Origin of the sequence: Agrobacterium rosae (assembly GCF_002915175.1) — a bacterium.
Taxonomy (GTDB): domain Bacteria; phylum Pseudomonadota; class Alphaproteobacteria; order Rhizobiales; family Rhizobiaceae; genus Agrobacterium; species Agrobacterium rosae.
Genome location: NZ_NXEJ01000003.1, coordinates 195588 through 217946 on the forward strand (window position 1 = coordinate 195588; position 22359 = coordinate 217946).

A 22359-nucleotide genomic window follows, 5' to 3' on the forward strand; every position below is an offset into this window, starting at 1 on the left:
AAATCCCGGAACTGACTTGCTCTCCTAAAGATTGCGAGTGACCGCCGACCGTTTGCTTGCCGCGTAATTCGATGTGCCAAGTCTTGCGGGCTTCGAGCTCTCGCGGCTTTCCGCGACTGGAGCGTCAGACGCGTTGCAAAGCAGGCCCTTCCCAGAGCATCTCTGTCGCGCTTCAAAGCGCCCTTTCCTCCAAGCTGCGGTTGGTCGATGCCGAACTTGGCTGCGTGGTTCATTTTTCTCTTGACATAAGATGTCCAAAAATTGCTAATGCGCATTAGCAGATAATACGTATTAGCAGATTTTCGGCTTATGGAAGCAACAACGTGGCGGCAACCAAACGACTGACCCAGATCGACATCGCCAAGCTCGCAGGCGTCAGCCAGGCCACAGTTTCGCTTGTCCTGAATGGTGCGCCAACAGCTGTGGCACGTATTCCGGCGGAAACCCGCGAGCGGGTCCAGAAGGTCATCCAGACCACCGGTTATGTCGCAGACCCTATTGCCCGGCGGATGGCCAAGGGCCTGAACCGCATCCTGGGCGTCTTTACGTACGAGCCGGCCTTTCCGAGCGCCCAGGCGGATTTCTTCACGCCCTTCCTGCTCGGCATCGAGGAAGAAGCGCAGCAGCAGAACTACGACCTTTTGCTTTTAACCAGCGCCGGCGTTGGCAACAACCGCAAGATCTTTTCGGAAAACAACCGACTGCGCATTGCCGATGGCTGCCTGGTTCTTGGGCGCGAATTTGATCGTGCGGAACTCGCCCGTCTGGTGGCCGATGATTATCCATTCGTCGCGATCGGCCGACGTGAGGACGCTGGCGGAGCCGTTCCTTACGTCGGTGGCGATTATGCCGCTGGCACCCGCGCGCTGGTGGAGAAGGCTTGTTTGCTCGGGCATTCGAGACTGGCCTATGTCGGGCCGCAGGGCCCGGCGGAATCCGTTGCCGACCGCTGGCTTGGATACCAGGCGGCGCTTTCGGCCACCGGTGCGCAACTGGCGTTACATATCGCCACTGTCAATCGCCCGGCCGAAGAGATCCTCAATGCGATCTTAGCCTCGGGCGCAACGGCAGCCTTCTTCATCGAACTGGCCGACGCTGTCCGGGTGGAGATCTTGGCGCGCGATCGTGGAGTCTCGGTGCCCGGCGATCTGTCGATGATCGTGCTCGGCAGTCACATCCGCGCCGGACGCAGCGCGGTGCGCTTCACCTCCTACGAGATCCCGCGGGAGGAGATGGGGCGGCAGGCGACAGCCATGCTGGTGACCCGTATCGAGACCGGCAGCATCGGCACCCAGATCCTTCTTCCCTGCGAGCCCGTCGAGGGAGAGACTTTAGGACCCTGTCCTTCAGATCCAGCACAAAAAACGGATGGTGAGACGTGAAAGAGATGCGAGCAGATATTCTTGTCGTGGGTGGCGGTCTTGGTGGGGTTGCGGCAGCACTCGGTGCTGCGCGGTCCGGCAAACGCGTCATCATGACGGAGGAGTATGACTGGATCGGCGGTCAGCTCACCAGCCAGGCCGTGCCCTCCGACGAACACACATGGGTCGAGCAGTTCGGCATCACCCGATCCTATCGCAAGCTGCGCCATGGCGTGCGCCAGTATTACCGCGATCACTATCCGCTAACCGAAGGTGCCCATGCCTGGGGCGACCTCAATCCCGGTGCCGGCTGGGTCAGCCGCATCTGTGCCGAGCCACGCGTCAGCCTTGCTGTCATGGAAAGCATGCTCGCACCCTATCGCGGCGCTGACCGCCTGACGGTGCTGCAACCCTATCGGCCTGTGGCAGCCGATTTTGACGGCGATACCGTCCGTTCGATCACCGTCCGCCACCGCGATAGCGGCAACGAGATCGTGATATTTGCCGATTACATCCTCGATGCTACCGAACTTGGCGATCTCCTGCCGATGACCGGCACCGAATACGCCAAGGGCTTCGAGGCCCAGTCTGATACCGGCGAGCCGAGTGCCCCGGCAGAAGCGCAGCCGGACAATGTCCAGGCCGTGTCGATCTGCTTTGCCATCGACCACGTAGATGGCGACCAGACGATCGACAAGCCGGAGAACTACGACTATTGGAAACAGTACCAGCCGCATTTCTGGGGTGGCCCGATGCTGGGCCTGACCGCGCCGCATCCGCGCACCCTGGAGCACACGACCCGCTCCTTCACACCCAATCCCGATGACGATCCGCTTCTCGTCGATGCCGACCAGCGCAAGGGTGGCGGTGACGAGAACCTCTGGATCTTCCGGCGCATCGCCGCGCGCAAGAATTTCGCGCCGGGCTTCTACCCGTCCGACATCTGCCTCGTGAACTGGCCGATGATCGACTACATGGATGGCACCATCATCGACGTTTCCGAAGAGGACAAGGCACGGCACCTAAAGTCGGCCGCCGATCTGTCCTATTCGGTCTTCTACTGGCTGCAGACGGAAGCGCCGCGGCTCGATGGCGGAGTGGGTTATCGCGGCCTGCGTCTGCGTGGCGACATCACTGGCACCGAGCACGGCCTTGCCATGGCGCCCTATGTGCGTGAAAGCCGTCGCATCAAGCCCGTCACCCGCATCGTCGAGCAGGATCTGTCCTTCACGGTGCGCGGTGAAAAGGGTGCTGTCCATTACCGCGACAGCATCGGCATCGGCATGTACCGAATCGATTTGCACCCCTCGACCGGTGGTGACAACTATGTCGACGTGCCGTCCTGCCCGTTCGAGATCCCACTCGGCGCACTTCTGCCGCAACGGATGAAAAACCTGATCCCGGCCGGCAAGAACATCGGCACCACCCATATCACCAACGGTTGCTACCGCCTGCATCCGGTCGAGTGGAATATCGGCGAGGTTGCCGGAATGCTGGCCGCCTTCAGTCTCGAAAAGGGCCTGACGCCGCATCAAGTGCAGGCTGACGACAAGCACCTTCACGATTTCCAAGTAGCACTCACCCGCGAGGGCATCGAGATCCGCTGGCCCGAGGTCGCGGCCTATTAAGCCAAACTACCATCTGTAGCTCGAACCCATCTTTGGAGGAGGACTGGGAATGCCCTATCACCTGACGTTGAAATCGACTGTCTTCGCGCTCGGTGTTCTGGGGCTGGGCGGCATTGCCCAGGCTCAGGACGCCGTGAACCTTCGGATGACCATCTGGAGTGCCAACGAGGCACATCTGAAACTGTTCAATGACATCGCCGCCGGCTTCAAGAAAGAGCATCCGAACGTCACAGTGGCCTACGAGTCACTGCCGTTCGATACCTACACGACAGCACTGACCACCCAGATTGCCGGTGGCAACGCCCCCGACATGGCCTGGATTTTCGAGACCTCGGCCTACGACTTCGTCAAGTCGGGAGCGCTCTATCCGCTAACGGACACGCTGAAGGCGGCCAAAGACTATAATATCGAGGAAGTCAGCGCCGGTGCGACCGAACGCTGGACGCAGGATGGCGCGCTCTATGCCTATCCGTTCTCGACTTCGCCATTTGCGATGTTCGTCAACAACGACGTCATCAAGGCCGTCGGTGCCAAGACGCCGGCAGAGATGATTGCCAGCGGCGAATGGACCTGGGAGAACGCCATCGCGACCGCTTCAGCCGTTGGAAAATCCGGGAAGGGCGGCCTGGTCGTGCGCGATTTCAACTACCAGAATTGGCAGTATCTAACCTCGGTCTGGAACGGCTGGGGCGCGTCGCCCTGGAGCGAGGATGGCAAGACTTGCAGCATGGCCGAGAAGCCGATGGCGGATGCTCTGTCATTTATCCACGATGCCATCTTCACCAAAAAGGCAATGCCCGGCCCCGGCGAAACCGTCGACTTCTTTGCTGGCAATGCGGCGTTGACAATCACGCAGATCAGCCGGGCCTCGCTGCTGCCCAAGGACAAGCCGTTCTCCTGGGATCTCGTGCCGTTACCCAAGGGTTCTGCCGGGGAGTATGCGCTGATCGGTCAGGCCGGCATCGGCGTCATGCAATCGGGCAAGAATGCCAAGAAGGCGGCGGAGTTCGTCGCCTACATGACCAACCCGGAAAACTCGGCGAAGCTCAGCCAGTTCTTCCCGTCGGCACGCAAGTCGCTGCTGAATGCCGAGGTGCTGAAGAAGACCAATCCGCTGCTGAGCCAAGAGCAGATCGAAAAGGTCGTGATCAACGGCATCGCCACCGGCAAGGTCATGCCCGGTCATAGCGGCTTTGCCCAGATCCAGCAGATGGTGCGCTCGAACCTCGACGCCGTCTGGCGCCCGGAAGCGGACGTGCCCGGCACGTTGCATAAGATCTGCGGCCAGATCGGCCCGCTCTTGAAGCGCTGAGGAGATCGCCATGGCTGTCGCGCAGCATCATCACGAAACATCCAAGACCGGCGCACCGCCGCCGTTTTGGACGATCGCGCGGCGCGACAGCCTCGCCGGCTTCCTGTTCATCGCGCCGCAACTGATCGGCATCATCACCTTCGTGCTGGTGCCACTCGGCCTGGTGTTTTGGTATTCGCTGCATGAGTGGAATGTGCTGGCCAACACATTCACCTTCACCGGCAGCCAGAACTACCGGATGGTGCTTGAAGATACCAACCTTCTCGAGGTGCTCGGCGCTACGGCCATCTTCTCGGTTGGTCTCGTCGTATTCAACATGTCGCTGGCGCTGCTGCTCGCCGTTCTGCTCAACCAGAAGCTCGCCGGCATCGCCGTCTTCCGCACGCTGTTCTTCTCGCCGGTCGTGGTCTCGCTGGTCGCCTGGACGATCGTCTGGGGCTTTCTGCTGCAGAAGAACGGTGGCATCAACGGCATGCTGCTGATGATTGGGGTCGAGGGCCCGAACTGGCTGCGCGAGGACGTGAGCGCGATGATCTCGGTCATCGTCGTGCAGGTGTTCAAGAATGTGGGACTCAACATGATCCTGTTCCTCGCCGCCCTGCAGGGCGTGCCGAAGGAGCTTTACGAGGCGGCCCGCATCGATGGCGCACCGGCCTTCAAACAGTTCCGCCGGATCACCCTGCCGCTGATCAGCCCGACTATCCTCTTGACCTCGATCATCACTATCGTTGGTTCGCTGCAGGTGTTTGCGCAGATCGCGGTACTCACCCAGGGCGGCCCCGGTGTTTCGACCACGGTACTTGTCTACTACCTTTACCAGCAGGCTTTCCAGTTTCACTATTTCGGCTACGGCTCGACGCTCTCCATCCTGCTTTTCGTCATCGTCGCCGTCCTGACCTTTGCCCAGTGGCAGATGCGCAAGAGGATCGTGTTCTATGAAAACTGACCTTTCGCCGCGCCTGCGGGTGGCGCTCTACGGCCTGATGTGCGTGCTGCTTATTCCGTTCGTCTTTCCGACCTGGTGGATGGTCACCTCGTCGATCAAGCCGATAAGCGACATCTTTGCCTTCCCGCCGCAGTTGATCCCGCAGACCTACGACTGGACGACATACTCGAAAGTCTTTGAGCTGCAGCCTTTCGTACAGCAGTACTGGAATTCGGCCTATATCGCCGCTGTCGTCACAATCGGTACGATGGTCGTGTCGTCGATGGCCGGCTACGCCTTCGCGCGGATCAGATTTCCCTACGCAGATACGATCTTCATGATCGTCCTGCTCGGCCTCCTGATCCCTTCGGAGGTGACAATCGTGCCACTCTTCCAGATTTTCCTGAAGGCCGGGATGGTCAACACCCATTGGCCGCTGATCCTGGTGCCGATCTTCGGCGCACCAAGCGTGTTCGCGACCTTCGTGATGCGGCAGTTCTACGTGACGCTGCCGGCCGAACTGGAGGAGGCCGCCCGCGTCGATGGCCTCGGCCGCTTCAAGATCTTCCGCAAGATCGCGCTGCCGCTGGCAAAGCCGGCGCTCGCCTCGGTCGCGATCTTCACCTTCCTTCACTCGTGGAACCTGTTTCTCGAACCGATTGTGTTCCTGTCGAGTGCCGACAAGTTCACCCTGCCGCAGGCACTGACGCAATACACCGATGCCTATGGGGGGCCGATGTGGAACATCCAGCTCGCCGCCGCCACGCTGACGGCGCTGCCCGTCCTCATCGTCTTCATTATCGCCCAGAAGCAGTTCGTCGAAGGACTGGCGCACACCGGCCTGAAGGGCTGAACAACGGGATCCCATTATGGCTCAGGTCAACCTTTCCGATATCCGCAAGAGCTATGGCTCCGTCAACGTCATCCATGGTGTCGATCTCGGCATCAAGGACGGAGAGTTCGTTGTGCTGGTCGGTCCGTCCGGCTGCGGCAAGTCCACCCTGCTGCGGATGATCGCCGGGCTTGAAACCATTACCGGCGGCACGCTCGATATCGGCGGTCGCATCGTCAACGATCTCGATCCGAAGGATCGCGATATCGCCATGGTGTTCCAGAGCTATGCGCTCTATCCGCACATGACGGTCGCCACCAACATGGGCTTCTCGCTCGAGCACCGCGGCGGGAGCAAGGCCGAGATCGAGGAGCGGGTGAACTGGGCGGCCGGCATTCTCGGCCTCGAAGCCCTGCTCGACCGCTACCCGCGTCAGCTGTCCGGCGGCCAGCGCCAGCGCGTGGCAATGGGCCGGGCTATCGTCCGCAATCCGCAGGTATTCCTGTTCGACGAACCGCTGTCGAACCTCGACGCAAAACTGCGCGTCGTCATGCGCGGCGAGATCAAGTCGCTGCACCAGAAGCTGAAGACCACCACCGTCTATGTCACCCACGACCAGGTCGAGGCGATGACCATGGCCGACCGCATCGTCGTCCTCAACGGCGGACGGGTGGAGCAGATCGGTGCGCCACTCGATCTCTACGATCGCCCCGCCAACCGCTTCGTCGCCGGTTTCATCGGCTCGCCTTCGATGAATTTCTTTGAAGGAACGATCACCCCGGATGGCTTTGCCACGGCGGGCTTGACCGTGCCATTGCCGATTAAAGCGCAACGCCATGTCGGCCGCCCGGCGATCTTCGGCATCCGGCCCGAACATCTCAGGCTGGATCCGGCAGGCGCCCCGGCCGAGGTATTGCTGGTCGAGCCGATGGGTGCCGAAACGCAGGTCGCGATGCGGCTTGGCGACACCAAGGTCATCGGCGTGTTTCGCGAGCGCGTGGCCCTGTCGCCAGGTGCTGTAATCAAGGTAATGCCCGACGCTGCGGCGATCCATCTGTTCGATGCGGATGGCCGTCAGCGCCTCGAATAGCCCAGCGCCCATCATGATATCCGGACGAAGCACGACAGTCTGAGTTCCGTGCGCGAACAAGCATGAATCACGGGCAGAAGTCGCACTTCAAGGCAGAACCGGGCCTTTTGACCTTGCCCCGCAGAACTAATCCATTTGAAGTAAGCTCCGGCTCATTGAGAGGACGAGAGAATTAAGCGCAACCGTTTCACGGTCCAACAGATTATCGGCATAATGACGGAACACGAGGCAGGCACGCGCGTCTATAAGTCATGCCGATCCGCTGCAATTTTCCGGTTCTCCTGAAGGTGTCCACGGTTCTATTCCGGTCAAGGCGGGTACGGGCAACTTCGTTGCTAAGGAGCAGTTTCGATTGACTCTTATAAGCCTCGGGAACAAGCAGGCTTACTAAACCTTTACGTACGTCAGCAACACCGTTGCGTTAGTAAAGTCGCGCTTTCCGAAAAGAACTCCTTGCCATGACTCTTGAACTGCAGAACGCCATTCTGGAGATGATCGCCCGCGGCGAAACGTTGCGAGTGACAATCGAACGGCTGTGCGTTGAGGTCGAGGCTTTGGCCCGGGGCACAGTGTGTTCGGTGTTATCCGTTGAAGATGGTCACCTTCATCCCCTCGCCGGTCCGTCACTGCCGCCTTCCTATTCTGATGCGCTCGATAATATGGCCATCGGAGCGCTGATGGGTTCGTGTGGCGCTGCGGCCTATCAAGCGGAAACCGTCACCGTGAAGGATATCGAGCACGATCCTCGTTGGGTCAATTTTAGGCATTTGGCTCTGCCGCTCGGCTTCAAGGCTTGCTGGTCTACTCCAATTTGCAGTGGCAACCGCGTCGTCGCGACCTTTGCATTTTACTTCTCAGAGTGCAGGGGGCCAAACGACCTCGAACGGCGGATCGTCGATGCGTGCGTCCACCTTTGCGCCATCGCGATCGAGCGGGACGAGCGCGAGCGCCTAACGTACATCGATATACTGACAGGGCTCCCGAACCTTGCAAAGTTCATTCAGGTTCTATCCGAGCAAGCTGAGCACGAAGAGGGCGGCTGGGGAGTTATCCTCGTTGATCTGGACAATTTGAAGGTTGTCAATGACACATTCGGACATCGCGCAGGTGACGAACTCATCCAGATCGCGGCAACGAGAATAGCCGCAGTGGCCGGAAAAGATCGAGCGTTTAGAGTTGGTGGCGACGAATTTGCGGTCGTAGTTGAAAACAGCGTAGGATCTCCTCTGGTAATGCTAGCGGCAGAAATCATTGAGGTTATGAAGGAACACGCGAACTGTGCCAGCCATGTTCTAACTCCTGGCGCCACATTAGGGGGGTGCCTCGCAGGTCCGGGAGAAACTCCCGAACAGGTTCGCCATTGCGCTGATGTGGCGTTGTACCACGCAAAGGAACGCAGTCGGGGTACTTTCATCGAATACAGCGCGGGGCTCGGCACCACGTTAACGAGGCGGTTGAGAGCTATACGTGATGTCAGCCTCGCGCTGGCCGAAAACCGGATACACGCTCATTATCAGCCGATCGTACGGCTTGATACGGGTGAGATGGTGGGATTCGAGGCACTGTGCCGCATGACAGCCACGTCTGGGGAAATAATAGCTGCTGCCAACTTTCACGAAGCGACCAAAGACGCCCATGTTGCTGCCAAGCTGACAGAATGCATGCTCTCGTGTGTCGCAAGGGACATGCGCGCCTGGCTCGACGGCGGGTTGCCCTTCCAGCACGTCGGCATCAATCTTTCGGCGGCGGACTTTCACGCCGGACATCTGCGAGAGCGGCTCTGTACGATCTTTGCGGATGCCGGCGTCCCGCTGAACCACGTTATTCTCGAGGTGACGGAGTCCGTTTATCTCAGCCAGCGCGATGACGTGGTCGCCGACGAGATCAGGTCCCTACGCAAACTAGGAATGCGTGTCGCGCTCGACGACTTCGGAACGGGGTTCGCGTCGCTTACACATCTTCTGACGGTCCCGGTCGATATCATCAAAATCGACAAATCCTTCGTCGATCAGCTGGTTTCAGGCAATGTTGCCGTGATCATCGTCGAGGGATTGCTCAGCATCGCCGCGAAGCTGGGCCTGCGGGTTGTGGCAGAAGGCATCGAGACCGACGCTCAGCTTGACCAACTCTTGTCGTTTGGTTGCAGGCTCGGGCAAGGCTATCTGTTCTCGAAAGTCGTCGATCGAGATGCTGCAACATCCTTGCTAACGCGCTACGGTCAGCATGCGGAGATCGAACGTAGTCCGCTCAGGGCTTGATGCCGGGGCGGCGCCGCAAGGCTGTCAGTTTACCGCGCTGAAAGTTCATATCTTTCGGCAAATCCGTCGGAAGCCGTGCAGCGACACCATGCTAGATGCGCTACGAGCTCACGCCTCGCGGTGAAGCATCTCGGCTCGAATTTTGCACGTGTGGATACCATCTGGTCCCGCCGACAAGCCTCTCCTCGTTTGGATGGGCTGTATTCATCTGATGCAACGCAACGCATTACCGGACTTGGATCCGCTACGACCGAATGACACCGCTTTCGACTACACCATCGAGTACGCCTCTGGTCACATCCGATCGACCGTGTTCGATCTCGATCACGGTATAGAGCTTCTCGTCGCGAAATGCGCTGGCGTTGACAGTTGTTACATCTTCCGCAGGCGCGGAATCGATTTCCATGAAGTCGACTTCGCGATCTGATGCGACAACTCGCGCGTCTCCAGACGTACGAGCAGCAACCGTTATCGGGCCACCTGGTCGATTGCCTTGCCATCTTGGATCATCAATGGCCGCAGTTGCCTCCAGGCGGTAGATGTTAAGCAGTTCGCCAGCAACCTCAACCTTGGGGGCGCTGTCGTGGATTTGGGCTTGGCTTTCAACAGATTTTCCGAAATTTGTGCCACTCGTCTTTTCGCCGTCGCCTCGTCTTGTCACATTAGTCATCTTTATCTCCAATTTGTTAGGCTTCTGCCCTAGATTGTGACTTTCGAGACAGCAAAGCCGTGACTGCGATCGCACCAGCATCGGTACTAATTGGTAACAAGTGCGCTCCGCAGAAGTTCCTTCGACGTCATACACAGTAGACGTTGGCGAGGAGCCTTCATCATCGCGATCTGTCAGTTGAAGGAACATGATGGCAGGGGCCAAACTGCGCCGATTGTTAAGAGCTCTTGCATAAAAAATGCAATCGATATTCAAGCGTAACCACAGCGGTAGCTACCACTATAGGCGAAGTCGCAGCGACTGCTTTATCGCTAGTATTTTATGAACTGGCGACCAACTCGATGAAGTACGCCGCTCTGTCCTTAGAGACCAGTACCCTTGATCTGTCAGGTGTCCCAAACGATGACGAAGTGACGTTAACGTGGACCGAGCGCGGCGGGCCTGCTGTGGAGCCTCCAAATGGCGCTAAAGGCTACGGTAGCAAACTGCCCAAGCGGAGAGTATCTGTACAGTTGGGTGGAATTATAGCTTACGTTTGGTTTGAAAAAGGAGTCGTCGTTGTCTTGAGTTGCGTGGAGACAAGCTCGCTCAATGATCATAAAGTTCCGCCACGATCGATATCATGCGCCATGGAACTATGCCGCGTGCGCCATGTTGTGGAGTAAAGGAGACCACCATGACCGATAAAAAAACGGATTTAACGAGCGACGCAGAACGGACTGGGAAAAATGCTGAAGGGAACCGCGAGCAGCTGATTGAGGAAGCGGCTAAAGGCCTGAAAAAAGCGACCGCTGACATTCCAAAAAAGGACGCTTAGAGCTGGAAACTGAACCGGCGAAGTCGTGCTTTTCGAACTCAGACTACATGCTTTAAGACAAGGTGCTGATTGGTGTCTATTTCCACCATAAGCGAATGGCAGACTCGTCTAATAAAGACGCAAACCAGGCCGGCAATAGTTCTGGGACGGTGTCTTCAATACCATCCGCTGGCTGGTCGATACCTCCATCAACGGGCAGTTGAACTCGATGAGGTGACAGTGCTCACACCAAAGCTCTGAGCAGTCGTCATGTCGGACACTTTCGATGACTACGAGGTTACGAACGGCACTGGCGATATCCTTGATCTCGACAGCTTCACCAGCCAGCAACTTCTGACGCCGAAGATCGGTGCCACAGCCGGTTTCTCCGGCTCGACGGCTCCGGTGCAGTCAAACAGGTGTCCGCAGGACTGTCCATGCAAACAAGCCAGGAGTTCGATGACTTCGGCTTGCTGTTCAACATCGAGGGCGATGGTTGGCAATCGGCTGGCGCAAGAGTGGCTATTGGTGGGCGGTTTAAGGGGGGCGTTAGGCCTAATCGAGGGCTACTAGCCGAACAGATGACGATTGATCAAACACGCGGAAAGGTTTACCTATTTCACTCTTCTTACACATCTAAAAGGCAGCCCGCCTCAGCAATCATCGTGCTGTGTAAATTCCCTCGCACAAATTGCCTAGTGATCTTGAGGTGGACAATTCAGGTTTAGCAAAGGATTAATGCGGTGACCTGCCTACGTTTTTCGGGCGCACGTGGACAGGTCGACGGTTCCAATCCCTTCAAGGCGAGGGACAGCGATATCTGGGAGGCAAATCAATGTCCGATGCAGGGCTTTGAATTCTCGGAGATCTGCCACGCCTCGGCCTATTCACTTTGGATGCCAATGTCCAAAGCGGCAATTTCGCGAGACCATTTGTGGCATGTGAACCAGAATTCAGTCGCGCAATATGGAAGCCCCGCGAGAAGCAGCGCTAGCTACCCACGCTTATATTCGGAGCATTTATGCCTCAAGAATTCGGTAGGAGCCAGTTCTCTAGACAACTAGATTGACACTCACCGGTTCAGCAAGGGCGTAAAGCATCGTGTCGTCGCCGCTACCCGTTTGGCGCATCGTCATGGCGAATGTCGAGGATGGTGCGAGTGGCGTGATTTTGTGATGCAGGACGCCCCGATGGTAGGTAACGATCTGATCTGGCAGGGCGATGAAGGCTTTGAGCGTCGCCACATCAGGCACTTCGGCTTCACTCAAGTCACATACAACGATCAAAGACGGCGCCATGTCCAGGGGTAGAAAGGTTTGCGCCGAAAATGGGTGCGCCTCAAGTTGCTTGATGACAACAGGCTCATGAACCGAGGTGATTTTGACGATTTGAAGCATCGGTCGTTGCGCGTTTTCCGTAGCCTCAAAAGCGCCTTCGATGAGCAGGGAACCTGCCGCCGTCAGACCGGAAACCAATCCGTAAGGCGCAAATTTTTTCTGCGTCAAGGCTTGGGGGACAATCGAAATCATGGATTGCTCCGCGTAAAATCAAGCTGAACCTTCATGCTGCGTGACCGGTCACTGGCCAAGTCGAAGGCTTCTGTTGCTGATGTAAATGGCAAGGTTGCCGAGATAAGTGGTTTTACATCGATGACGCCTTTGCTCATCAGATCGACGGCTTCAGCGAATTCGGTGTGGAAACGGAACGTGCCACGAAGCTGAAGTTCCTTGGTGACGATCGTGTTGACCGGAAGTGTCATCTGCCCGCCCAGCCCAAGCTGCACGATCACGGCGCCGGGTCGCAACACATCCAACGCCGATGCAAGTGCGGCCTGATTGCCCGACGCCTCAAAGAGCACATCGTATGTTCCCTTTTCCTTGCCGTAAACTTGAAGGGTCCTGCTGTTTTTAACAACATTGATGACCTCGTCGGCACCGATTTTTGTTGCGATGACCAGTGGTTCGTCGGCCACATCTGTGACCACGATGCAGGCTGCACCGGCAAAACGCGCCACGAGAACGCAGAGTGCGCCGATTGGCCCTGCACCGGTAATCAGTACCTGTTTGCCCAGCAATGAGCCCGCCGGTTTTGCCGCATGAAGGCAGACAGCCAAGGGTTCAGCCATCGCAGCCTCGCCCATGGACAGACTGTCGGCAATCGGCACGCATTGTGACGCATCGACCGTCACGGTTTCGCGAAAGCCCCCCCTGCACGTGGGGAACGCGCATGGCGCTGCCCATGAAGCGCATATCGAGGCACTGGTTCTGCATGCCTTCAGCACAAAAGCGGCAGTGTCCACAGGCCCGGCTGGGGTTTACGGCGACGCGCATGCCCGGAGCGAGATGCGACACGCCGGCGGCGACCTGGGCCACGACGCCAGCAAACTCATGGCCGAGTGCCATCGGCTGCAAAACGCGGATCGTTCCGAACCCGCCATGGTGATAATAGTGCAAGTCCGACCCGCAGATGCCACCTGTCGAAACCTGGACACGGACCTCGTTCGAAGCCAGTTCCGGTTCCTCCAGCTCTTCGACACGCAGGTCTTTGGATGCGTGGATGATGATCCCTCGCATAGTCTTGTCTCCTCCCGTATTCGTTTTTGCTGAGTCACAGCACCGAAAGCATCCCGCCATCGACGTAGATGATCTGGCCGTTGACATAGTCCGATGCCGACGATGCCAGGAAAACCGCGGTTCCTGCCAGTTCCTCTGGTTTGCCCCAACGTTTCGCGGGTGTGCGGCCTTTGACCCATGCGTCGAATTCAGGATTGTCGATCAGGGCTTGGTTCATGTCCGTGATCATGTATCCCGGTCCGATGGCGTTGGCCTGGATGCCGAACTGCGCCCATTCGGCGGCCATGGCGCGGGTCAGCATTTTGATGCCGCCCTTGGCAACCGTGTAGGGTGCCACGGTGGCGCGTGCTAGTTCGCTGGTCAGTGAGCCGATATTGATTATCTTGCCGCGGCCGCGCGGTATCATGCGGCGCGCCGCCTCGCGGCCCAGCATGAAGGCGCTGGTCAAGTTGTTGTCAATCACCCGTTGCCAGTCTGCCGTTTCCAGGTCGACCATCGGTTTGCGGAACTGAATGCCGGCATTGTTGACGAGAATATCGATGTCTAAACCTTGTGCGTCGAAATCAGCAAAGGCCGCTTTGATGGCCTCTTCCGAGGTGACATCAAAGACGGAGGCGCTGGCGTGATAGCCGTTTGCAGTAAAGTCGGCCACGGCAGTTGCGACGCGTTCGCCGTTTGTGCCGTTAAGAATGACATGCGCACCGGCAGCAGCGAAGCCTTCCGCCATGGCACGACCAAGGCCGCGTGAAGACCCGGTAACGAGCGCGTTGCGCCCCTTGAGATCGAAAAGTGGATTAGTCATGATGGGCCTCACAATGTGCTGCGACGGACGCTGAGGTCCGAACGTTCATAAACGGCAGGAAGAAGATCGACACCCAGTCCTGGACCTTCCATAGGCAGGACGTAGCCATCCTTTATGACCGGGACATTGTCGACAAGTTCCTTGTACCATCCGGTATAGAAGGCACGCACGGATTCCTGGATCAGCGTGTTGGGCTGGCTGAATGACGCGTGGATCGCGGCGATGAAGCCGACAGGGCCGATGCAATCATGTGGGGCGAAGGGGCGATGATAGGTGTCGGCTAGTGCGGCGATCTTCCGCCCCTCCGTTAGGCCACCGGTCCAGCAGAGATCGGCCATCACGATTTGCATCGCATCGCGGTCGAGCATATCCTTGTAGGGAAAACGCGAACCGAGCGTTTCGCTTGCGCAGACGGGAACGGTCGTGGAGCGTGCAAACTCGCTCAGTGCCTGCGGTGAATTCATGCGGATGGGATCTTCGTACCAAGTCGGCTGATATTGCTCTAACACGCGCGCGATCTTGATCGCTGTCGGCAGGTTCCACAGCGAGTGGAATTCGACCATAATCTCTATCTTGTCACCCACCGCCTTGCGGATTTTCTCGAACGGCTCGACCGCTTTCTTCATCTGCTCAGGGGTGATGTGCACGCCGTGGTTCTCGATGGCGGCCGGATCAAATGGCCAGATTTTCATGGCCGTGATGCCGCTTTCCAGTAAGCTTTCAGCCACGGCGTCGGCGCGGTTCATAAACCCGTCGAGATCTTCGTAGGGACCGTTCGCATCGCCAAGGTTCCAGGTGGAAACCGGCTTGATGTTGTGGGACCGCACATATTTGTAGCCAGCGCAGGTGTTATAGACACGCTGCTTATCGCGGCACAAACCGCCCAACATCTGATGGACGGGCTGATCACAGACCTTGCCGAAGATATCCCACAGGCCAATGTCGATCGCCGATGTTGCACGGGATTCCGCCCCGGTCGAAGCCTGCGCCATGGGAAGATTGGTCATCTCCCTGTGCAGCGCCTCGATATGGAGTGGGTTTTTGCCTAACAGGCGCATCGCCAATGTGTCGTGGATATGCGCTTCGACGGCTCCCGCACCATAAAACGTCTCCCCGAGCCCGATGATCCCGGCATCTGTGTGTATGCGAACCCATAGGACATTGGAAAACTCTTCGGTTTTCAGCGTCTCGATCTGCGTGATCTTCACGGTGTTTTCTCCTACCCGCTGCGATGCCGGCCCTGTTGCCTGTTGCACCTCTCCCTTGGATGCAGACAATAATCATGCTTGTAATATTTCACAACATGTTTTAACCATTTCTATAGATGAGCCAAGTGGGCTTTGTCGTGACGGGAGGAAATCGTTCATGGCGAAAAAACGGACGGCTCCATCCCTGGTGGTGGAAGGTGAGGCCTTGCCGCGGCGCAACCGCGTGAATTTCTTCGAGCTTGCTTACCAGCGCATCGAAGAAATGCTGATCAAGTGCGAGCTGAAGCCCGGTCAATCCTTGACCGTGCAGGAGTTGCAGGACTTGACGGGTCTGGGGCGCACCCCGGTTCATAACGCCGTGAATCGTCTCGCCGCAGATACGCTTTTTACCATCGTCCCTCGCCATGGACTGAAAGTTGCCCCGATCGACCTTGCGCGGGAGCGGATGCTTCTGCAACTGCGCGGCGACATGGAGCGCTTCGTCGTCAAACTTGCAATCGAGCGCGCCAGTCTCTCGCATCGCAATCAAATGCTGCATATCGAGCGGGCACTGAAGGCCAAACGTGACGAGATCACGCTGGCGGATTTCAATGATATCGACCGGCGGATCGATCAGATCCTGCTTGCTGCCGCAAGCGAACCGTTCCTCGAACACACACTGCGCCCACTCCATACCATCTTCCGTCGCATCGGCTTCATCCATCACACCCATTGCTCGGTGCAGATCGATCTCACGCCGACAATCGATTGCCATCTTGCGGTGCTGAGCGCTGTCGCCAACCGGCATATGGATGCGGCGGTCTCCGCCTCAAACCAGCTCATAGCATTCGTGGATTCGATGTTCGATACGATGGAATCAGGCCTGGACCCGCGTCTGCTGGATTGCAGTATCGAGCCAATTTTCAGAATTCAGGGGAGGGAATGACAATGCCACGCATCGTGTTTCACGGTGAAAATGCAGCCTGCTTCAGTCATGGTTTTGCCGACCTGGCACCGAAAGATGCACAGATCACCCTGTTGCCGGATGTGCTGGAAACGGACCAGCAGAAGAAGACCTATGCCACAGCCGACATGATCGTCGGCGTTAAGTTCGATGCCACCCTGCCGCAGCCCGAGAACCTGGCGCTGTTCCATGTCCCGGGTGCTGGATATGACGCCGTCAATTTGGACTTGCTGCCTGCAAGTGCCGTGGTTTGCAACTGCTTCGGGCATGACCCGGCGATTGCGGAATATGTTTTCGCTGGCATCCTCAACCGTCATGTACCGCTGGACGATGCCGATACGAAGCTGCGACAGGGCAACTGGGCCTATTCATCCGGCTCGCGAGACCGTCTCCATGACGAAATCTGTGGCAAGACGATTGGTCTGCTGGGCTTTGGCCACATCGGCCAAGCCATTGCCCGGCGCGCCAAGGCGTTTGGTATGCAGGTCAGCGTCGCTAACCGTAGCCCCGTTGCGAAATCTGATATGGTGGACCAATCCTTTACGCTGAATGAACTGGCCGACTTCTGGCCGACGGCTGACTACATCGTGATTTCAGTGCCGATGACGCCTTCGACGACCGGGATCGTCGACGCTGACTCCTTCAGCAAAATGAAGCCCGGTGCGGTCATTTTCAACGTTGGTCGCGGCCCGACCATCGATGAACAAGCGCTTTACGATGCGCTGAATGAAGGAAAGATCGGCGGCGCGGTTATCGACACCTGGTACACCTATCCAGGTCCCGGCAAGCCGACACAGTTGCCGTCCAGTCTGCCGTTCCATACGTTGAAAAATTTGATCATGACGCCGCACATGTCGGGATGGACCCACGGCACGGTGCGCCGACGCCAGCAAACGATCGCGGACAATATCGCACATCGTTTGGCAGGCTCACCCTGTATCAACATCGTCAGAAAGGACAGCTGACGACATCCGGCGGGGAGGCCGGATTCGACAGGACGACAAGACCGTAAGCTCAATCAACAAGGGAGAGAGTGATGAGCATTTCTAAATCATTTAAACTGGCCGGTGCCATGGTCGCAATTTGCGCCAGCGTACTGACAGCCACTGTGACGCATGCGCAAAGCGTCGATGAAATCGTCAAACGGGGTAAGGTGAAGATCGGCGTGCTGGTAGGTGCTCCACCGTTTGGATCTGTAGACGCCATGGGTAACGCCATCGGATATGACGCCGACGTCGCGGCACTGGTCGGCAAATATATGGGTGTCCCGGTCGAGATGGTGCAACTGACGCCACCGTCGCGTATTCCTGCACTTGAGGCACGCAAGGTTGATTTTCTGGTCGCAACGCTTGCCAAAACCCCGGAACGTGAGAAAGCCGTTACATTCACCAATCCCTACAGCGCGTTCCAGGTTGGTATTTATGCCAGCAAGGACGAGAAAATCACTGACTGGGCGGGCCTGAAGGGCATGATGGTTGGCGTCAACCGCGGCTCCAGCGTCGAACATCAACTGGTTGATCGCGAACGGGAGCTTGGGTTGACGGTTTTGCGTTTCGATGATGATGCGACAACTATGCAGGCTTTGTTCTCGCATCAGGTCAAGGCTGTTGCCAGTCCTGAAGCGCAATCCAATGCTGCGATGAAGGCACGCGACGAGACCACCATCGAAGCGAAGTTCTTTTTCTCCATGCAGCCCAACTCGATGGCTGTTCGAAAGGATGCCGTGGAGCTTCAGCAATGGTTGAACGGCACCATCGAGAAGATGAAAGCCAGTGGCGAGCTCGACGCGATCTCCAAGAAATGGGTCGGATCGCCTCTCCCGAAGCTGCCGACTTACTAAGGTGATTCTGGTGGCGCGTTGGCGGCACCAGGGCCTTCTATGGCGAGCGGCCAGATCAAGGACATAGATCATGAGCTTCACACTTCAGTTCGAACCCGTGTTGGCTGAAACCGACCTGATCCTGAACGGGATCAAGCTAACCATCTTGCTTTCCGCCGGCGCTATTATTCTGGGAACGGCTCTGGCTATTCTGCTCGTCGGGCTTCGCAGTCTGGCTGGTGGCATCGTTGCCTTTTGTGTTGACACTTATGTCGAGCTTCTCCGCAACACGCCGTTTCTTGTGCAACTGTTCATGATATTTTTCGGACTTCCCCTCTTGGGTCTGCGGATGTCGGGTATAGAGGCGGGGCTGCTTGCCATGACGCTCAACCTCTCGGCCTATTCGACCGAAATCATCCGGGCAGGTGTCGATTCCACCCACAAGTCCCAACTTGAGGCAGGCCTGTCACTGGCACTCAGCAGGCTGCAAGTGTTCCGCTACATCGTGCTGAAGCCAGCGTTTGCTAAGGTCTGGCCAGCACTGTCCAGTCAGTTCGTCCTGATGCTTTTGGCCTCCAGTATTTGCTCTTTCATTTCCGTGCCGGAACTTTCCGGTTCCGCTGCCATCGTGGAGCAGCGCACGTTCCGCAGCTTCGAAAGCTACATCATCGTGACCATTGCCTATCTGGTCATTGCGCTGACGTTGAAGCTCGGTTTGATCGGGTTGGGTCACGTCCTCTTCGGCAAGCGTGTCAAGCCAGATGTCATTCCCGCAATCGCCAGCAAAGGGAGTACCGCTTGATGACCTCTTTCGGTTGGCCTGAATTTCTTTTCCTGCTGCGCTCGGCTGGATGGACCGTCGTTTTGACAGCGGTCGCCTTCAGCATCGGCGCCGCGTTCGGTGGCGCTATTGCCATCATGCGCCTGGCGCAAAACGGCGTTCTTCGTGCCATCGCTATCGGCTATATTCTGGTCATCCAGGCCATTCCAGTCTTGATGATCCTGTTCATGTCCTATTACGGCCTGACGCTGATCGGCTTTGATATCCCGCCTCTGTTGGCGGCATCTGCGTCGCTGGCGATCTATGTTTCGGCCTATCTGGCAGAGATTTGGCGTGGATCGATCCAGGCGGTCCCGTTACAGCAATGGGAAGCTTCGGCTTCGCTGGCGCTAACTCGCACCCAGCAATATCGCTATATCATCCTGCCCCAGGCGCTGAGGATATCCTTGCCACCAACGGTCGGGTTTCTCGTTCAACTGGTCAAGAATACGTCCATCGTCTCGGTCGTCGGTTTCATAGAGCTGTCGCGGGCTGGTCAGTTGATCAACAACGCCACCTTCGAACCGTTCAAGGTCTTCATGGTGGTTGCGCTCATCTATTTCTTTATCTGCTTTCCGCTGTCGCGCTTAAGCCGTTATCTCGAAAGGGTTCTCCATGTCGGTCGTAGCCATTAATCAGGTTCACAAACGTTACGGTGCGCTGGAAGTTCTCAAGGGCGTCTCGATGCGGGTGGAAACGGGACAGGTCGTCGCACTCATAGGCCGCAGCGGTTCGGGAAAAAGCACGATGTTGCGCTGCATCAACGGGCTGGAGGCGTTCCAGTCTGGAAGCATCCAAGCGGCTGGCCATAATGTGGAGCAGGATCAGGCCAAGCTGCGGGCCTTGCGCAAGGATGTCGGCATCGTCTTTCAAAGCTATAACCTGTTTCCACATCTAACTGTTGGCGAAAACATCATGCTGTCGCCGCGCATCACTCAAGGGGTGTCAAAAGCCGACGCTGACGCTTTGGCCCGAAAGGCATTAGAGCGCGTTGGCCTTGCCGACAAATTCCAAGTCTATCCAGAAATGCTGTCTGGCGGCCAGCAGCAGCGCGTTGCCATTGCCCGATCTTTGGCAATGCGACCCAAGGTGATGCTATTCGATGAGGTCACATCGGCTCTCGACCCAGAACTGACCGGTGAAGTTCTTCTCGTGATTGAAGAGCTGGCTCGTGAAGGCATGACCATGCTGCTAGTGACCCATGAAATGAATTTCGCCCGTAGCGTCGCCAATATCACGGTCTTCATGCATCAGGGCAAGATCTGGGAGGCCGGTCCTTCTCCAGAATTGTTCGGAAATCCAAAGACGCCAGAGCTTCAGGGATTCCTGTCGAACGGTGTGAAATGAGCGCGTGAGTTTCAACATTGGACAGAGTGAACCGCGCTAGGTTGGTGGGAGGCACGGCCGATACTTGTCTCGATAGATGTTATTAATCACCAGAAATACGTAGGTTGTGCCGACTCCGTTACACTCGTCTAAACACCCCGGGCAACAATCCGGACTCAAGCAGGTCGCGTTTCAGTTAATAGATCGGCGGGTCATATCCGCTCAAGAGCAGGCTATTACGTCTTTTGCTCAATTGATTACGTGTCTGACCAAAAATCTTCCGCTGACGGTCGGCTGCGGCGAAAGTTGGCTTCTCTGCCTAGCCGGTCGAAGAGCCGCGCCGCCGTCAACCCAAACAGCAGAAGGACGGGGGCGGCCAGTTGCGCTAACCAAATCATCGGCTCTGGCCATCGCAGACACGCAGCAAATGTGGCTCCCACCACGGAGGCTGCAAGGGCCAGCAAGAGACTGAACACGGCACCTGAAGAGATAGCTACGATCAAAGCGACAGTCACAACTATAAGATAGACAATACTTAACATAGGTCTTTCTCGGACTGACGGCTAACCGTCCAGCGCGGCTTTCGTAGCTGCTGCGGCAGCGGGCACTCACAGATATGTGCTCTGCGTTAACATCCTGATACTGTGAGCCCCGGCAGTCCTACGTCACATGCCAAGGATTTAGAACACCATCAACGGGTTTTCTCATTTAACGTTTCATCACTTTAGTAGAAGCAAGGCCGCAGCAAGAAGCTGGTCGCGATCTCGCAGGCCTTTATTGCAGAAAAGCTCGGCGTGGCAGGCAGCGGATCACAGATCCTGCCGGTGCTGATCGGCGATAATGGCCGGGCCGTGCGGATTGCAGCGCATGCGTGCGGAAGGCTTCGATATCCGCGCCATCCGGCCGCCAACGGTGCCTGTAGTCACTGCGAGGTTGCGGATCGCCATCACGTCGAATGTCGATCGTTCAACGATATCCCGCATGTTCTCCTGGCTGGCCACCATTCTCACTGAGGAAAAACCATGATGCGCTTAGTGGTAACGGGCACAGATACCGGCATTGGAAAAGGATCTTTTTCGCTGCCCTCGCCGCGCTTGGCGGATATTACTGGAAACCGGTGCAATCGGGGCTGGATGAGGAAACGACAGTCAGGCTGTTCACCGGCTTGGCCGCCAGGTGCCGCATCGGATCCTTCCCGAAACCTATCGTTTGCGGACACCGGCTCCGCCGCATCTTGCTGCGCGGATAGATCATGTGGCGATCGATACCGAGCAATTGACGCCGCCAGCCACAGACGCGCCGCTCGTCATTGAGGGTGCTGGCGGCTTGCTGATTGCGCTCACAGAAACGGATGTCTTTGCCGATGTCTTCGCACGCTGGCAGTTCGCCGTCATCTTCTGCGCCCGCACAGGGCTCGGCACGAGCAACCACACGCTACTGTCGCTCGAAGCTCTACGCCACCGCGCGATTCGGATTTTCGGAATTGCCTTCATCGGTAATGATCAGGCAGAAACTATCATCATGGCAGGGAATCCTTTTTTAATGGCTCAATCAGGCAATCTGCGATTTTCTATAGGCTGCAACTATTTCGAGCGGAACCCCGCCGAGGGTAGCACCGCTTAGGCGGCAGTTGGAAAAGGTGACACCAGATAGATTGATGTTCTGAAATTGCGAGCTGGACAAATTGAGGTCGTCACGCGCCAGCCGGTCATGTTGCTGTCGTTAAACTTGGCACCTGAGAAGTTGATCTGATTGAACCGTGTTCCTGAAAGATTGGCGTCTCGGCATCAATGGCTTCAAGAACTGCTCAATAAGCGTTTGCCACAAAATCCCTGTTTGTACGCTCGATGCACATTTGGAAATTGCCAGCTCCGCTTTGACAATCATTCAAGTGAAGTGACCATATCCGCTTGAAAGCTTGTGTTCGCCGGCGGTCGTGACATGGATAATTGTTACTCTGTGCCTGTAAGCTGCAACCTACCGATCCAGAGTTAGG

At 57.2% G+C, this 22359-nt stretch carries 19 protein-coding genes and 4 pseudogenes; 16 read left to right on the forward strand and 7 right to left on the reverse strand.

The window, feature by feature from the left end:
- Positions 1-323 precede the first annotated feature (323 nt).
- The 7 genes from CPJ18_RS06650 to CPJ18_RS06685 all read left to right on the forward strand — a co-directional run bounded on the left by CPJ18_RS06650 (position 324) and on the right by CPJ18_RS06685 (position 9406).
- Positions 324-1382: a LacI family DNA-binding transcriptional regulator gene (locus CPJ18_RS06650; RefSeq protein ID WP_103657477.1), complete on the forward strand. Its 1059-nt coding sequence runs from the start codon at positions 324-326 to the stop codon at positions 1380-1382.
- 5 nt (positions 1383-1387) lie between these two features.
- The gene (locus CPJ18_RS06655; protein WP_077105557.1) at positions 1388-2989 is read left to right on the forward strand and encodes an FAD-dependent oxidoreductase; all 1602 of its coding nucleotides are present in this window, start codon (positions 1388-1390) and stop codon (positions 2987-2989) included.
- A 49-nt stretch (positions 2990-3038) separates the two neighbouring features.
- Positions 3039-4301, forward strand: a complete 1263-nt coding sequence (locus tag CPJ18_RS06660; protein ID WP_103657478.1) for an ABC transporter substrate-binding protein — start codon at positions 3039-3041, stop codon at positions 4299-4301.
- Positions 4302-4311: 10 nt separating this feature from the next.
- On the forward strand, positions 4312-5247 hold the full coding sequence (locus tag CPJ18_RS06665; protein WP_077105555.1) for a carbohydrate ABC transporter permease: 936 nt from the start codon (positions 4312-4314) through the stop codon (positions 5245-5247).
- A complete protein-coding gene (locus tag CPJ18_RS06670) occupies positions 5237-6079 on the forward strand; it encodes a carbohydrate ABC transporter permease (protein WP_103657479.1) in 843 nt (280 codons plus the stop codon). The genes CPJ18_RS06665 and CPJ18_RS06670 overlap by 11 nt, the downstream gene beginning before the upstream one ends.
- A 16-nt stretch (positions 6080-6095) precedes the next feature.
- On the forward strand, positions 6096-7148 hold the full coding sequence (locus CPJ18_RS06675) for an ABC transporter ATP-binding protein (RefSeq protein ID WP_077121696.1): 1053 nt from the start codon (positions 6096-6098) through the stop codon (positions 7146-7148).
- 458 nt (positions 7149-7606) lie between these two features.
- The gene (locus tag CPJ18_RS06685) at positions 7607-9406 is read left to right on the forward strand and encodes a bifunctional diguanylate cyclase/phosphodiesterase (RefSeq protein ID WP_103657480.1); all 1800 of its coding nucleotides are present in this window, start codon (positions 7607-7609) and stop codon (positions 9404-9406) included.
- 244 nt (positions 9407-9650) lie between these two features.
- Here CPJ18_RS06685 and CPJ18_RS06690 read toward each other — a convergent pair whose 3' ends face one another.
- The gene (locus CPJ18_RS06690; protein WP_103657481.1) at positions 9651-10076 is read right to left on the reverse strand and encodes a hypothetical protein; all 426 of its coding nucleotides are present in this window, start codon (positions 10074-10076) and stop codon (positions 9651-9653) included.
- A 676-nt stretch (positions 10077-10752) separates the two neighbouring features.
- On the opposite strand from CPJ18_RS06690, the gene CPJ18_RS26760 reads away from it, so the two are divergent.
- A complete protein-coding gene (locus tag CPJ18_RS26760; RefSeq protein WP_153366937.1) occupies positions 10753-10893 on the forward strand; it encodes a hypothetical protein in 141 nt (46 codons plus the stop codon).
- A 1031-nt stretch (positions 10894-11924) separates the two neighbouring features.
- On the opposite strand, the gene CPJ18_RS06700 is transcribed toward CPJ18_RS26760, so the two are convergent.
- From CPJ18_RS06700 to CPJ18_RS06715, 4 genes and pseudogenes are all read right to left on the reverse strand, one after another.
- Complete coding sequence (locus CPJ18_RS06700; protein WP_103657483.1) at positions 11925-12401, reverse strand: ureidoglycolate lyase; 477 nt, start codon at positions 12399-12401, stop codon at positions 11925-11927.
- Positions 12398-13445, reverse strand: a pseudogene (locus CPJ18_RS06705) (L-idonate 5-dehydrogenase). Before CPJ18_RS06705 ends, CPJ18_RS06700 begins: the two are co-directional and overlap by 4 nt.
- A gap of 34 nt (positions 13446-13479) precedes the next feature.
- Positions 13480-14247 (reverse strand): SDR family oxidoreductase, encoded by a 768-nt coding sequence (locus tag CPJ18_RS06710; protein WP_103657484.1) that lies wholly within the window; start codon positions 14245-14247, stop codon positions 13480-13482.
- A gap of 8 nt (positions 14248-14255) precedes the next feature.
- Positions 14256-15455 (reverse strand): mandelate racemase/muconate lactonizing enzyme family protein, encoded by a 1200-nt coding sequence (locus tag CPJ18_RS06715; RefSeq protein WP_103657570.1) that lies wholly within the window; start codon positions 15453-15455, stop codon positions 14256-14258.
- Between the two features lie 157 nt (positions 15456-15612).
- Here CPJ18_RS06715 and CPJ18_RS06720 point away from each other — a divergent pair, with 157 nt between their 5' ends.
- The 8 genes and pseudogenes from CPJ18_RS06720 to bioD form a co-directional block, all read left to right on the forward strand.
- A complete protein-coding gene (locus CPJ18_RS06720; protein WP_103657485.1) occupies positions 15613-16380 on the forward strand; it encodes a GntR family transcriptional regulator in 768 nt (255 codons plus the stop codon).
- Positions 16377-17363, forward strand: coding sequence for a 2-hydroxyacid dehydrogenase (locus tag CPJ18_RS06725; RefSeq protein WP_103657486.1), 987 nt, complete (start codon positions 16377-16379; stop codon positions 17361-17363). The genes CPJ18_RS06720 and CPJ18_RS06725 overlap by 4 nt, the downstream gene beginning before the upstream one ends.
- A gap of 71 nt (positions 17364-17434) precedes the next feature.
- Complete coding sequence (locus CPJ18_RS06730; protein ID WP_103657487.1) at positions 17435-18238, forward strand: transporter substrate-binding domain-containing protein; 804 nt, start codon at positions 17435-17437, stop codon at positions 18236-18238.
- Between the two features lie 70 nt (positions 18239-18308).
- Complete coding sequence (locus CPJ18_RS06735; RefSeq protein ID WP_103657488.1) at positions 18309-19019, forward strand: amino acid ABC transporter permease; 711 nt, start codon at positions 18309-18311, stop codon at positions 19017-19019.
- Positions 19019-19672 (forward strand): amino acid ABC transporter permease, encoded by a 654-nt coding sequence (locus tag CPJ18_RS06740; RefSeq protein ID WP_103657489.1) that lies wholly within the window; start codon positions 19019-19021, stop codon positions 19670-19672. The genes CPJ18_RS06735 and CPJ18_RS06740 overlap by 1 nt, the downstream gene beginning before the upstream one ends.
- Positions 19653-20384 (forward strand): amino acid ABC transporter ATP-binding protein, encoded by a 732-nt coding sequence (locus CPJ18_RS06745; RefSeq protein WP_103657571.1) that lies wholly within the window; start codon positions 19653-19655, stop codon positions 20382-20384. Before CPJ18_RS06740 ends, CPJ18_RS06745 begins: the two co-directional genes overlap by 20 nt.
- 755 nt (positions 20385-21139) lie before the next feature.
- Positions 21140-21389, forward strand: a pseudogene (locus CPJ18_RS27120) (8-amino-7-oxononanoate synthase); the annotation flags it as partial.
- A pseudogene (bioD, locus tag CPJ18_RS06755) lies at positions 21386-21875 on the forward strand (dethiobiotin synthase); the annotation flags it as partial. The pseudogenes CPJ18_RS27120 and bioD, both read left to right, overlap by 4 nt.
- 39 nt (positions 21876-21914) lie before the next feature.
- On the opposite strand, the gene CPJ18_RS27590 reads toward bioD, so the two are convergent.
- Both CPJ18_RS27590 and CPJ18_RS27595 read right to left on the reverse strand, forming a co-directional pair.
- On the reverse strand, positions 21915-22022 hold the full coding sequence (locus tag CPJ18_RS27590; RefSeq protein WP_407026462.1) for a hypothetical protein: 108 nt from the start codon (positions 22020-22022) through the stop codon (positions 21915-21917).
- Positions 21983-22138, reverse strand: a pseudogene (locus CPJ18_RS27595) (pentapeptide repeat-containing protein); the annotation flags it as partial. The gene CPJ18_RS27590 and the pseudogene CPJ18_RS27595, both read right to left, overlap by 40 nt.
- Positions 22139-22359: the final 221 nt, after the last annotated feature.